Annotated in this window: 10 protein-coding genes; all 10 read left to right on the plus strand. The window is 70.4% G+C overall.

Annotation, left to right across the window (positions count from 1 at the left end; all coding sequences use genetic code 11):
- The first annotated feature begins 14 nt into the window (after positions 1-14).
- The 10 genes from G7Z13_RS12785 (at position 15) to G7Z13_RS12830 (ending at position 12,847) form a co-directional block, all read left to right on the plus strand.
- Positions 15-1,970: a biotin carboxylase N-terminal domain-containing protein gene (locus G7Z13_RS12785; protein ID WP_165998845.1), complete on the plus strand. Its 1,956-nt coding sequence runs from the start codon at positions 15-17 to the stop codon at positions 1,968-1,970.
- The gene (locus G7Z13_RS12790; protein WP_165998847.1) at positions 1,967-2,908 is read left to right on the plus strand and encodes a hydroxymethylglutaryl-CoA lyase; all 942 of its coding nucleotides are present in this window, start codon (positions 1,967-1,969) and stop codon (positions 2,906-2,908) included. The genes G7Z13_RS12785 and G7Z13_RS12790 overlap by 4 nt, the downstream gene beginning before the upstream one ends.
- Positions 2,909-2,914: 6 nt before the next feature.
- On the plus strand, positions 2,915-4,075 hold the full coding sequence (locus G7Z13_RS12795; protein WP_165998848.1) for an acyl-CoA dehydrogenase family protein: 1,161 nt from the start codon (positions 2,915-2,917) through the stop codon (positions 4,073-4,075).
- A gap of 152 nt (positions 4,076-4,227) precedes the next feature.
- On the plus strand, positions 4,228-5,463 hold the full coding sequence (locus tag G7Z13_RS12800; protein ID WP_165998851.1) for a serine hydrolase domain-containing protein: 1,236 nt from the start codon (positions 4,228-4,230) through the stop codon (positions 5,461-5,463).
- A 192-nt stretch (positions 5,464-5,655) separates the two neighbouring features.
- Entirely contained in the window at positions 5,656-6,702 is a 1,047-nt protein-coding gene (locus G7Z13_RS12805; protein WP_165998853.1) for an ABC transporter substrate-binding protein, read from the plus strand.
- A 129-nt stretch (positions 6,703-6,831) separates the two neighbouring features.
- Positions 6,832-7,689, plus strand: coding sequence for a siderophore-interacting protein (locus tag G7Z13_RS12810; RefSeq protein WP_165998855.1), 858 nt, complete (start codon positions 6,832-6,834; stop codon positions 7,687-7,689).
- Between the two features lie 140 nt (positions 7,690-7,829).
- Entirely contained in the window at positions 7,830-9,272 is a 1,443-nt protein-coding gene (gene desA, locus G7Z13_RS12815) for a lysine decarboxylase DesA (protein WP_165998857.1), read from the plus strand.
- Positions 9,256-10,539: a lysine N(6)-hydroxylase/L-ornithine N(5)-oxygenase family protein gene (locus tag G7Z13_RS12820; RefSeq protein ID WP_165998859.1), complete on the plus strand. Its 1,284-nt coding sequence runs from the start codon at positions 9,256-9,258 to the stop codon at positions 10,537-10,539. The genes desA and G7Z13_RS12820 overlap by 17 nt, the downstream gene beginning before the upstream one ends.
- Positions 10,536-11,081: a GNAT family N-acetyltransferase gene (locus G7Z13_RS12825; protein WP_165998861.1), complete on the plus strand. Its 546-nt coding sequence runs from the start codon at positions 10,536-10,538 to the stop codon at positions 11,079-11,081. The genes G7Z13_RS12820 and G7Z13_RS12825 overlap by 4 nt, the downstream gene beginning before the upstream one ends.
- Entirely contained in the window at positions 11,078-12,847 is a 1,770-nt protein-coding gene (locus G7Z13_RS12830; protein WP_165998863.1) for an IucA/IucC family siderophore biosynthesis protein, read from the plus strand. The genes G7Z13_RS12825 and G7Z13_RS12830 overlap by 4 nt, the downstream gene beginning before the upstream one ends.
- Positions 12,848-12,871: the final 24 nt, after the last annotated feature.

Here is a 12,871-nt window from a genome sequence, read left to right on the forward strand (position 1 = left end):
GGGGGTTCACGACCATGTTCGACACCGTTCTCGTGGCCAACCGCGGCGAGATCGCCGTGCGGGTCATCCGTACACTGCGCGCGCTCGGCGTGCGCTCCGTGGCCGTCTTCTCCGACGCCGACGCCGACGCCAAGCACGTGCGCGAGGCCGACACGGCGGTGCGGATCGGCCCGCCGCCGGCCGCCGAGTCCTATCTCTCGGTGGAGCGGCTGCTCGAGGCCGCGGCCCGCACCGGCGCGCAGGCCGTCCATCCGGGGTACGGCTTCCTCGCCGAGAACGCCGCCTTCGCGCGCGCCTGCGCCGACGCGGGGCTGGTGTTCATCGGACCGCCCGCCGACGCCATCGCCCTCATGGGCGACAAGATCCGCGCCAAGGAGACCGTCCGTGCGGCCGGGGTGCCGGTGGTGCCCGGCGGCCGGGACCCACAGCTGGCCGAGGCGGCCCGTGAGCTGGGCGCGCCGGTGCTGCTGAAGCCGTCCGCGGGCGGCGGCGGCAAGGGCATGCGCCTGGTGCGCGACCTGGACCGGCTGGACGACGAGATCGCCGCCGCCCGCCGCGAGGCCCGCGCCTCCTTCGGCGACGACACGCTGCTGGTGGAGCGGTGGATCGACCGGCCCCGGCACATCGAGATCCAGGTGCTGGCCGACGCCCACGGCAACGTGCTGCACCTCGGCGAGCGCGAGTGCTCCCTGCAGCGCCGCCACCAGAAGATCATCGAGGAGGCGCCGAGCGTGCTCCTCGACGAGGCCACCCGCGCGGCGATGGGCGAGGCGGCGGTGCAGGCGGCCCGCTCCTGCGGGTATGTCGGCGCGGGCACGGTGGAGTTCATCGTCCCGGGCGGCGACCCGTCCCAGTACTACTTCATGGAGATGAACACCCGCCTCCAGGTGGAGCACCCGGTCACCGAGCTGGTCACCGGCCTGGACCTGGTGGAGTGGCAGCTGCGCGTCGCCGCCGGCGAGAAGCTGCCGTACGGGCAGGAGGACATCCGGCTCACCGGGCACGCCGTCGAGGCCCGGATCTGCGCCGAGGACCCCGCGCGCGGCTTCCTCCCCTCCGGCGGCACGGTGCTGCGGCTGCGCGAGCCCGAGGGCGACGGCGTCCGCACCGACTCGGGGCTCACCGAGGGCACGGAGGTCGGCAGCCTGTACGACCCGATGCTGTCCAAGGTGATCGCGTACGGCCCGGACCGCGCCACCGCCCTGCGCAGGCTGCGCGCGGCCCTCGCCGGGACGGTCACGCTGGGCGTGCAGACCAACGCCGGTTTCCTGCGCCGCCTGCTCGCCCATCCCGCGGTCGTCGGGGGCGACCTGGACACCGGACTGGTGGAGCGGGTCGTGGACGACCTGGTCTCCACGGAGGTGCCGGAGGAGGTGTACGAGGCGGCGGCCGCCGTCCGGCTGGACGCGCTCAGGCCGCGCCAGGAGGGCGGCTGGACGGACCCGTTCTCGGTGCCGAGCGGCTGGCGCCTGGGCGGCGAGCACCGGCCCGTCGCCTTCCCCCTGCGGGTGCCGGGAACCGACCCCGTCACCCACGCCTGCCGGGGCGCGCACACCGTCACCGAGGACCGGGTGCACGTCACCCTCGACGGCATCCGCCACACCTTCCACCGCGCGGGCGACTGGCTGGGCCGTGAGGGCGACGCCTGGCAGGTCCGCGACCACGACCCGGTGGCCGCGTCCCTGGACCGGGCCGCCCACGCCGGCGCCGACTCCCTCACCGCGCCCATGCCCGGCACGGTCACGGTGGTGAAGGTCGCGGTGGGCGACGAGGTGACCGCCGGTCAGAGCCTGCTCGTCGTGGAGGCGATGAAGATGGAGCACGTCATCTCCGCCCCGCACGCGGGCACGGTCGCCGAGCTGGACGTCACGCCCGGCACCACGGTCGCCATGGACCAGGTGCTGGCGGTCATCACCCCGCACGAGGACGCCTCCGCGTCCGCGGGCGCGTCGAAGGAGGCGGCGCGATGACACCCGGCGCACTGCCCATGACCGTCCCCGCCGACGGCCTGCCCGCCCGCGTGCGCATCCACGAGGTCGGCGCCCGTGACGGTCTGCAGAACGAGCGGGCGACGGTGCCCGTGGAGGTCAAGGCGGAGTTCATCCGCCGCCTCGCCGACGCGGGCCTGACGACCATCGAGGCGACCAGCTTCGTGCACCCCAAGTGGGTGCCCCAACTGGCTGACGCGGAGGAGCTGTTCCCGCGGGTCAGGGACCTTCCCGCAGACCTGCCGGTGCTCGTCCCCAACGAGCGCGGCCTGGACCGGGCCCTGGCGCTGGGCGCCCGCCGGATCGCCGTGTTCGCGAGCGCCACCGAGTCCTTCGCGAAGGCCAACCTCAACCGCACGGTCGACGAGGCGCTCGCCATGTTCGAGCCGGTGGTCGGCCGGGCGAAGGCGGAGGGCGGGCACGTCCGCGGCTATCTGTCGATGTGCTTCGGCGACCCCTGGGAGGGCCCGGTGCCCGTCCCGCAGGTGGTCCGCGTCTGCCAGGCGCTGCTGGACATGGGGTGCGACGAGCTGAGCCTCGGCGACACCATCGGCGTGGCCACGCCCGGCCATGTCACGGCACTGCTCAGCGCGCTCACCGCCGGGGGCGTCCCCGTGGACGCGCTGGGCGTGCACTTCCACGACACCTACGGCCAGGCGCTCGCGAACACCCTCGCGGCGCTCCAGCACGGGGTGACGACCGTCGACGCCTCCGCGGGCGGCCTGGGCGGCTGCCCGTACGCGAAGTCCGCCACCGGCAACCTCGCCACCGAGGACCTGGTGTGGATGCTGCGGGGCCTCGGCATCGACACCGGTGTCGACCTCGGCCGGCTCACCGCCACGAGCGTGTGGCTCGCCGGTCACCTGGGCCGGCCCAGCCCGTCCCGCACCGTCCGAGCCCTCTCCCACAAGGAGCAGTGAACAACGATGGACCACCGTCTTTCCCCCGAGCTGGAGGAACTCCGCCGCACCGTGGAGGAGTTCGCGCACGACGTGGTGGCCCCGAAGATCGGCGACTACTACGAGCGGCACGAGTTCCCGTACGAGATCGTCCGCGAGATGGGCCGGATGGGCCTGTTCGGGCTGCCGTTCCCGGAGGAGTACGGTGGCATGGGCGGCGACTATCTCGCGCTGGGCATCGCGCTGGAGGAGCTGGCGCGGGTGGACTCCTCGGTCGCCATCACCCTGGAGGCGGGCGTCTCGCTGGGCGCGATGCCGATCCATCTGTTCGGCACCGAGGAGCAGAAGCGGCAGTGGCTGCCGCGGCTGTGCTCCGGCGAGATCCTGGGCGCGTTCGGGCTGACCGAGCCGGACGGCGGCAGCGACGCCGGGGCGACCCGGACGACCGCCCGCAGGGACCCGGCGACCGGCGAGTGGGTGATCAACGGCACCAAGTGCTTCATCACCAACTCGGGCACGGACATCACGGGTCTGGTCACGGTGACGGCAGTGACCGGCCGCAAGCCGGACGGCAAGCCGCAGATCTCCGCGATCATCGTGCCCTCCGGCACCCCTGGCTTCACGGTCGCCGCCCCGTACTCCAAGGTCGGCTGGAACGCCTCCGACACCCGCGAACTGTCCTTCGCCAACGTGCGGGTGCCCGCGGAGAACCTGCTGGGCGAGGAGGGCCGCGGGTACGCGCAGTTCCTGCGCATCCTGGACGAGGGCCGGATCGCCATCGCGGCGCTGGCCACGGGTCTGGCGCAGGGGTGTGTGGACGAGTCGGTCAGGTACGCGAAGGAACGTCACGCCTTCGGCCGTCCGATCGGGGCGAACCAGGCGATCCAGTTCAAGATCGCCGATATGGAGATGAAGGCGCACACGGCGCGGCTCGCCTGGCGTGACGCGGCGTCCCGGCTGGTGGCCGGGGAGCCCTTCAAGAAGGAGGCGGCGCTGGCCAAGCTGTACTCGTCGACCGTCGCCGTCGACAACGCCCGTGACGCCACGCAGATCCACGGCGGCTACGGCTTCATGAACGAGTACCCGGTGGCCCGCATGTGGCGGGACTCGAAGATCCTGGAGATCGGCGAGGGCACGAGCGAGGTGCAGCGCATGCTGATCGCCCGGGAGCTGGGCCTGGTCAGCTGACATCCGGCCCGGGAGCGGAGCCCGCGGCGGTCTCCGTGGCCCCCGCCGGTTCGACGCGCGATCCGGCGGGGGCGCTCCTAGGCTGGTGGGGTACGGCCCGACGGGCCTGCGAGCAGGGCTACGGCGACACCCTCATGCGCTGGGAGCAGCCCATGACGTTCACGTCGAGACGACTTCGCAGGGCGGCCGTGGCCGCGGCGGCCGTTCTCCTGGTGCCGGTGACCGCGGCGACCGCGGCCCCCTCGGCCGGTGCCGTTCCCGCCGCCGTCACCCAGCCGGAACCCTCCCCGGGCGACGACTTCCGGGAGATCACCCCGCAGGTCCGGCAGCGGCTGGACACGGCGATCCAGCGGGTCATGCGCGAGGCGGACGTCCCGGGTGTCACGGTCGGGCTGTGGACGCCGGACAAGGGGCAGTACGAGCGCTCCTTCGGGGTGGCCGACAAGAGCACCGGCCGGCGGATGGCGCCGGAGCTGTTCTGGCGGATCGGCAGCGAGACGAAGACGTTCACCGTCACGGCCGTGCTGCAACTGGTCGACCAAGGCAGGATCAGCCTGGACGACCCGATCAGCGAGTACGTCGACGGCGTGCCGAACGGTGACGAGATCTCCCTGCGCCAACTGGCCGGCATGCGCAGCGGGCTGTTCAACTACTCCGAGGACCCGGACTTCTTCAAGGCGCTGACGTCCGATCCGGACCGCGTCTTCACCCCGCGGCAGCTGCTGGACTACGCGTTCAAGCACCCCCCGATGTTCGAGCCGGGCGAGAAGTTCTTCTACTGCAACACCAATCTGATCCTGCTGGGCCTGGTCGTCGAGAAGGCCGGCGGCCAGCCCCTGCACGACTTCGTCCAGGAGAACGTCCTGGAGCCGGCCGGAATGACGGACACCGTGTTCCCGACGAACGCGGACCTCCCCGCACCGCACGCGCAGGGCTACACGAACCAGACCGCCTCCGGGAAGATCGAGGAATCCACGGACTGGAACCCGTCGTGGGCCTGGGCGGCCGGGGCGATGATCTCGAACCGGGACGATCTGCGCATCTGGGCGCGCACGGTGGCCACCGGCACCTTCCCCGACGGCTCCACGATGGTGGAACCGGCCACCCAGCGCGAGCGCCTGCGGACACCCTCGACCGGCATCCGGGGCGCCGGGTACGGTCTCGGCATCTTCGACGTCCAGGGCTGGATCGGCCACAACGGCTCGCTGCCCGGCTACGAGTCGCTGACCATCTATCTGCCGTCCGCGGAGGCGACCCTCGTCGTGCTCCTGAACACCGACGTCCTCGTCGGCAAGACGGAGCCGAGCACCCTGTTCGGCGACGCCATCACGCGGATCGTCAGCCCGGACCACGTCTACAACCTGCCGGTCCCGCCGATGCCCAAGTGATCCTGATCATCTTCCGGAACGGCGTTTCGGCCAACTGCCCACAGGGGTAGGCGCGTTGTGAGCGGCGCGCGGACCGCCCCGCTCACGCTCTCGAGCCAAGGGCTCCCCACCTCTGGACAAGATCTGAGGTTAGGCTAACCTACCTTCGAATTGTCCGGCGGCCCTCCGCCCTGTTCGAAAGCAGCCAGACTCATGTCCAACGCCCGTGCCACCCACCTCACCCGCCGCGGGATCCTCGCCGCCGGCGGTGCCCTCGGCCTCGGTGCCGTCCTCGCCGCCTGCGGTGACGAAGACAAGAAAAGCGGTGGCTCGGACTCGGCCGGTGCCGCCAGGCCCTCCGGTCCCTGGACGTTCAAGGACGACCGCGACAAGACCGTGAAGCTCGACAAGGTTCCCACGAACATCGTCGCCTTCACCGGTGTCGCCGCCGCGCTGCACGACTACGGCATCCAGGTCAAGGGTGTTTTCGGCCCGACCAAGACCCAGGACGGCAAGCCGGACGTCCAGGCCGGCGACATGGACATCAGCAAGGTCGAGATCCTCGGCAACGTCTGGGGCCAGTTCAACGTCGAGAAGTACGCGGCGCTCGCCCCCGAGGTCCTCATCACCACGATGTTCGACGACGCGGGCACCCTCTGGTACGTCCCCGAGGAGTCCAAGGACAAGATCGCCAAGCTGGCCCCGAGCGTCGCCGTCTCCGTCTACGACCGTCAGCTGACCCAGCCGCTGGAGCGGATGTGGGCGCTGGCCGAGTCGCTGGGCGCGGACCTGAAGGCCGACAAGGTCGTCAAGGCCAAGCAGGAGTTCGAGGCGGCGGCGGAGCGGCTGCGCAAGGCCGCCAAGGCCCGCCCCGAGATCAAGGTGATGGCCGGGTCCGCGAGCGCCGAGCTGTTCTACGTCTCCGGCACCAACCTCTCCATCGACCTGGAGTACTTCAAGGCGCTCGGCGTGAACTTCATCGAGCCGTCGGAGAAGTCCAAGGCTCAGGGCGGCGGCTGGTTCGAGAGCCTGAGCTGGGAGAACGTCGACAAGTACGACGCGGACATCATCATGATGGACGACCGCGCCCAGGCGATCCAGCCGTCGGCGATCACCGAGGCGACCTGGAAGAAGCTGCCCGCCGTGAAGGCCGGTCAGGTCATCGCCCGGTCGCCGGAGCCGATCCTGTCGTACGGCAAGTGCACGCCGCTTCTCACCAGCCTCGCCGAGGCGATCGAGAACGCGAAGAAGGTCAGCTGAAGTTCGCCCAGTCGAGGGGTGGGCTGATGTTTCGCGGGCGACTGCGGGCCGGTTCCGGCTGGTCGCGCAGTTCCCCGCGCCCCTGGAGGTGGGGCAGCTCATCCCCTGATGAAAACATCGGGAGACTCCATGTCCACCGCCGTCGCCGCGCCGTTCCGTTTCTTCTCCCTTCACGTCGTGCGGACGGAGCGGCTCGGGCCGTCTCTGGTCCGGGTCTCCTTCGCGGGCGACGACCTCGCCGGCTTCCACTCCGACGGGTGCGACCAGTCGCTGTCGCTGTTCCTGCCCCATCCGGGACAGGAGGCGCCGGTCGTGCCCGTCGAGCTGGGCGAGGACTGGTGGAAGGGGTGGATGGCGCTGCCCGGCGACGTGCGGGCGGTGATGCGCTCGTACACCCTGCGGTCGCTGCGCCGCGATCCCGACGAGATCGACATCGACTTCGTGCTGCACGGGGTCGAGCCGGACTCCGCCACCCCCGCCGGACCCGCCTCGCGGTGGGCCGCCCAAGCCTCCCCGGGTGACCGGGTGCTGGTGCTGGGCCCGGCGGTCGCGGACAACCGGGCGATCCGGTTCCGGCCGCCGGAGGACACCGACCTGGTGGTGCTCTGGGGCGACGAGACCGCGCTCCCGGCGATCGCCGCGATCCTGGAGTCGCTGCCGGCCGGACAGCGGGCCCGGGTGTGGCTGGAGGCGCACTACCCCGGCAACGTCCTGGACCTGGCGAGCGAGGCGGACGCCGAGGTGACGTGGCTGATCCGGGAGCACGACCACGCCACCGAGTCCCCCCTGGCCCTCAGCGCCCTGCGCGACGCCCAACTGCCGCCCGCCGAGCACCCGTACGTCTGGATCGCGGGCGAGTCGGGCTCGGTCAAGGCGCTGCGCCGGCACTTCGTCGGGGAGCGCGGGATCGACCGGCGCCGGGTGACGTTCGTGGGCTACTGGCGACATGGGCTCACCGAGGAACAGTTGCGCGAGCAGGGCGAGTAAGTCCCCGCTGGGTGACGGGGGTTACCGGGGCCCCTTGACCCACTCAACTTAGGTTAGGCTAGCCTAAGTAAGCCGGAGCCCCGGCCCGCCCCGGCCGCTCTTTCCGTCCGCTCGGCCAGTCCCCACCGGAGGACCTCCCCATGCGCTCGCACCTGCTCAATGACACGACCGCGGAGCAGTACCGCCGCTCCGTGACCGAAGGAGTCGAGCGGGTGGCCGCCAAACTCGCCACCACCCAGCGCCCGTTCACCGGCGTCACGGTCGACGACCTGACCCCCGTCATCGAGCGGATCGACCTGGACCGGCCGCTGCACGACACCACGGCGGTCCTCGACGAACTGGAGGACGTCTACCTCCGGGACGCGATCTACTTCCACCACCCCCGCTACCTCGCCCACCTCAACTGCCCCGTCGTCATCCCGGCCGTGCTGGGCGAGGCCATCCTCTCCGCCGTCAACTCCTCCCTGGACACCTGGGACCAGTCGGCCGGCGGCACCTTGATCGAGCGCAAGCTCGTCGACTGGACCGCCGCCCGCATCGGGCTCGGCGAGAACGCCGACGGCGTCTTCACCTCCGGCGGCAGCCAGTCCAACCTCCAGGCGCTGCTGCTCGCCCGCGAGGAGGCCAAGACCGGCGACCTCGGGAAACTGCGCATCTTCGCCTCCGAGGTCAGCCACTTCAGCGTGAAGAAGTCGGCGAGACTGCTCGGCCTCGGCCAGGACGCCGTCGTGTCGATCCCCGTCGACCACGAGAAGCGCCTGCAGACCGTCGCGCTCGCCCACGAGCTGGAGCGCTGTGCGAAGGACGGCCTGGTCCCCATGGCCGTCGTCGCCACCGCCGGCACCACCGACTTCGGGTCCATCGACCCGCTCCCCGAGATCGCCGAGCTGTGCGAGCAGTACGGCACCTGGATGCACGTCGACGCCGCCTACGGCTGCGGACTGCTCACCTCGCTGAAGCGCCGCGACCTGCTGACGGGCATCGAGCGGGCCGACTCGGTCACCGTCGACTACCACAAGTCCTTCTTCCAGCCGGTGAGTTCCTCCGCCCTGCTGGTCCGCGACGCGGCCACGCTGCGGCACGCCACCTACCACGCGGAGTACCTGAACCCGCGCCGGATGGTGCAGGAACGTATCCCCAACCAGGTGGACAAGTCCCTCCAGACCACCCGCCGCTTCGACGCCCTCAAGCTGTGGGTCACCCTGCGGGTGATGGGCGCCGACGGCATCGGACAGCTCTTCGACGAGGTCTGCGACCTCGCGCAGGAGGGCTGGAAGCTGCTGGCCGCCGACCCGCGCTACGACGTCGTCGTCGAGCCCCGCCTGTCCACCCTGGTCTTCCGCTACATCCCGGCCACCGTCACCGACCCCGCCGAGATCGACCGCGCCAACCTCTACGCGCGCAAGGCCCTGTTCGCCTCGGGCGAGGCCATCGTCGCGGGCACCAAGGTGAACGGCCGCCACTACCTGAAGTTCACCCTGCTCAACCCTGAGACGAAGGCGTCCGACATCGCCGCCGTCCTCGACCTGATCGCCGGCCACGCCGAGCAGTACCTGGGAGACTCCCTTGACCGCGCTTCCTGAATCCACCACCAAGACCTACGACTTCGTGGGGATCGGACTCGGGCCCTTCAACCTCGGCCTCGCCTGCCTCACCGAGCCGATCGACGCACTCGACGGCGTCTTCCTGGAGTCGAAGCCCGACTTCGAGTGGCACGCCGGCATGTTCCTCGACGGCGCCCACCTCCAGACCCCGTTCATGTCGGACCTGGTCACCCTGGCCGACCCGACCTCGCCGTACTCCTTCCTGAACTACCTGAAGGAGAAGGGCCGGCTGTACTCGTTCTACATCCGCGAGAACTTCTACCCGCTGCGCGTCGAGTACGACGACTACTGCCGCTGGGCCGCCGGCAAGCTGAGCAGCGTCCGCTTCAACACAACCGTCACCGAGGTGACGTACGACGAGGGCGACGAGCTGTACGGGGTGACGACGGCCGCCGGTGAGACGTACCGCGCCCGCCACCTGGTCCTCGGCACCGGCACCCCGCCCTACATCCCGGAGTCCTGCCGGGGCCTGGGCGGCGACTTCATCCACAACTCGCGCTACGCCCAGCACCGGGCCGAGCTGGTGAAGAAGGAGTCGATCACGCTCGTCGGCTCCGGCCAGTCCGCCGCCGAGATCTACTACGACCTGCTCTCCGAGATCGACGTCCACGGCTACCGGCTGAACTGGGTCACCCGCTCCCCGCGGTTCTTCCCGCTGGAGTACACCAAGCTCACCCTGGAGATGACCTCCCCGGAGTACATCGACTACTTCCGGGCGCTGCCCGAGGCGACCCGCTACCGCCTCACCCAGCAGCAGAAGGGCCTGTTCAAGGGCATCGACGGCGACCTGATCAACGAGATCTTCGACCTGCTCTACCAGAAGAACCTCGGCGGCCCCGTCCCCACCCGCCTGCTGACCAACTCGGCGCTGACCAGCGCGTCGTACGACAACGGCACGTACACGCTGGGCTTCCGCCAGGAGGAGCAGGAGAAGGACTTCGAGCTGACCTCGGACGGCCTGATCCTCGCCACCGGCTACCGCTACGTCGAGCCCGAGTTCCTGAGGCCGATCCGCGACCGCCTGGTCTACGACGCCCAGGGCAGCTTCGACGTCGGCCGCAACTACGCCATCGACGTCACCGGCAGAGGCGTCTTCCTGCAGAACGCCGGCGTCCACACCCACAGCATCACCAGCCCCGACCTGGGCATGGGCGCCTACCGCAACAGCTACATCATCCGGGAGCTGCTCGGCAGCGAGTACTACCCGGTAGAGAAGACCATCGCGTTCCAGGAGTTCGCCGTATGAGCACGACCTTCACGTTCCGCCCCCTCGACCCGCTGAAGGACGCCGAGCTGCTGCACGCCTGGGTCACGCACCCCAAGGCCGCGTTCTGGATGATGCAGGACGCGAAACTGGAGGACATCGAGCGCGCGTACATGGAGATAGCCGCCGACGAGCACCACCACGCCCTGCTCGGCCTGAAGGACGGCGAACCCGCCTTCCTGATGGAGAAGTACGACCCCGCGCACCGCGAGCTGGTCGGCCTGTACGAGGCGCGGCCCGGCGATGTCGGCATGCACTTCCTGACCCCGCCGACCGACAAGCCGGTGCACGGCTTCACCCGGTCCGTCATCACCGCCGTCATGACGCACCTCTTCGAGGACCCGGCCACGCAGCGGGTCGTCGTGGAGCCGGACGTGCGCAACAAGGCCGTGCACGCCCTGAACGAGGCCGTCGGTTTCGTCCCGGAGCGCGAGATCCAGAAGCCGGAGAAGAAGGCGCTGCTCAGCTTCTGCACCCGCGAGCAGTTCCACGCCGCCATCGCCGCCGCGGAGGTGTCCGCGTGAGCCTCGCCGACGCCGTCGCCCACCTCTCCCCCGAGCGCTGGGAGCAGGCCAACCGCCTGCTCATCCGCAAGGCCCTCGCCGAGTTCGCCCACGAGCGGCTGATCACCCCCGAGCGGGACGGGGAGGAGTACGTCGTCCGCAGCGACGACGGCCTGACCTCCTACCGCTTTTGTGCCGTGCGCCGCGCCCTCGACCACTGGCAGGTGGACGCCGCCTCCATCGCCCGCCACCGCGACGGGGCCGAACTGCCGCTCGCCGCGCTGGACTTCTTCGTCGAGCTGAAGGGCGCCCTCGGCCTGAGCGACGAGATCCTGCCGGTCTACCTGGAGGAGATCTCCTCCACCCTCTCGGGCACCTGCTACAAGCTCACCAAGGAGCAGATCCCGTCGGCGGAGCTGGCGGGCGCCGGCTTCCAGGCGATCGAGACGGGGATGACCGAGGGCCACCCCTGCTTCGTCGCCAACAACGGCCGCCTCGGCTTCGGCATCCACGAGTACCTGTCGTACGCCCCGGAGACCGCGAGCCCCGTGCGCCTGGTGTGGCTGGCCGCGCACCGCTCGCGCGCCGCCTTCACGGCCGGCGTCGGCATCGACTACGAGGACTTCTTCCGCCAGGAGCTGGGCGCGGAGACCGTCGAGCGCTTCCACGGCGTCCTGCGCGACAAGGGCCTGGACCCGGCCGACTACCTGCTCATCCCGGTCCACCCCTGGCAGTGGTGGAACAAGCTGACCGTCACCTTCGCCGCCGAGGTCGCCCGGCAGCACCTGGTGTGCCTGGGCGAGGGCGACGACGAGTACCTGGCCCAGCAGTCCATCCGGACCTTCTTCAACACCAGCCACCCCGAGAAGCACTATGTGAAGACGGCGCTGTCCGTCATCAACATGGGCTTCATGCGCGGCCTGTCCGCCGCCTACATGGAGGCCACCCCGGCGATCAACGACTGGCTGGCCCAGCTGATCGAGGGCGACCCGGTGCTGAAGTCCACGGGCCTGACGATCATCCGCGAGCGGGCGGCCGTCGGCTACCGGCACCTGGAGTACGAGAAGGCCACCGACCGCTACTCGCCGTACCGCAAGATGCTCGCCGCGCTGTGGCGGGAGAGCCCGGTGTCCTCGCTGCGGGACGGCGAGTCCCTGGCGACGATGGCCTCCCTGCTGCACGTCGACCACGCGGGCGCCTCCTTCGCGGGCGCGCTGATCGCCCGCTCGGGCCTGGCCCCGACCGAGTGGCTGCGCCGCTACCTGCGGGCCTACTACACCCCGCTGCTGCACAGCTTCTACGCCTACGACCTGGTGTTCATGCCGCACGGCGAGAACGTGATCCTGGTGCTGAGGGACGGCGTGGTGGAGCGGGCGATCTACAAGGACATCGCCGAGGAGATCTGCGTCATGGACCCGGACGCGGTGCTGCCGCCGGAGGTCCAGCGGATCCGCGCCGAGGTCCCCGAGGACAAGAAGCTGCTGTCCATCTTCACGGACGTCTTCGACTGCTTCTTCCGCTTCCTCGCCGCGAACCTCGCCACCGAGGGGATCCTGGCGGAGGACGACTTCTGGCGCACGGTCGCCGAGGTCACCCGCGAGTACCAGGAGGCGACGCCCGAACTCGCCGACAAGTTCGCGCAGTACGACATGTTCGCCCCCGAGTTCGCGCTGTCCTGCCTGAACCGGCTCCAGCTGCGCAACAACCGGCAGATGGTCGACCTCGCGGACCCGTCCGGCGCGCTCCAGCTCGTCGGCACGCTGAAGAACCCGATCGCCGGGTTCTGACCGGTCCCCCAAGTCAAGGCGGGC

It is taken from the genome of Streptomyces sp. JB150 (genome assembly GCF_011193355.1).
Lineage (GTDB): Bacteria > Actinomycetota > Actinomycetes > Streptomycetales > Streptomycetaceae > Streptomyces.

Excerpts from the sequence above, each read along its gene's own strand:
- desA (WP_165998857.1), top strand. The coding sequence starts at position 7,830 with ATGCGCTCGCACCTGCTCAATGACACGACCGCGGAGCAGTACCGCCGC.
- G7Z13_RS12825 (WP_165998861.1), top strand. The coding sequence starts at position 10,536 with ATGAGCACGACCTTCACGTTCCGCCCCCTCGACCCGCTGAAGGACGCC.
- G7Z13_RS12785 (WP_165998845.1), top strand. The coding sequence starts at position 15 with ATGTTCGACACCGTTCTCGTGGCCAACCGCGGCGAGATCGCCGTGCGG.
- G7Z13_RS12800 (WP_165998851.1), top strand. The coding sequence starts at position 4,228 with ATGACGTTCACGTCGAGACGACTTCGCAGGGCGGCCGTGGCCGCGGCG.
- G7Z13_RS12805 (WP_165998853.1), top strand. The coding sequence starts at position 5,656 with ATGTCCAACGCCCGTGCCACCCACCTCACCCGCCGCGGGATCCTCGCC.
- G7Z13_RS12810 (WP_165998855.1), top strand. The coding sequence starts at position 6,832 with ATGTCCACCGCCGTCGCCGCGCCGTTCCGTTTCTTCTCCCTTCACGTC.
- G7Z13_RS12795 (WP_165998848.1), top strand. The coding sequence starts at position 2,915 with ATGGACCACCGTCTTTCCCCCGAGCTGGAGGAACTCCGCCGCACCGTG.
- G7Z13_RS12790 (WP_165998847.1), top strand. The coding sequence starts at position 1,967 with ATGACACCCGGCGCACTGCCCATGACCGTCCCCGCCGACGGCCTGCCC.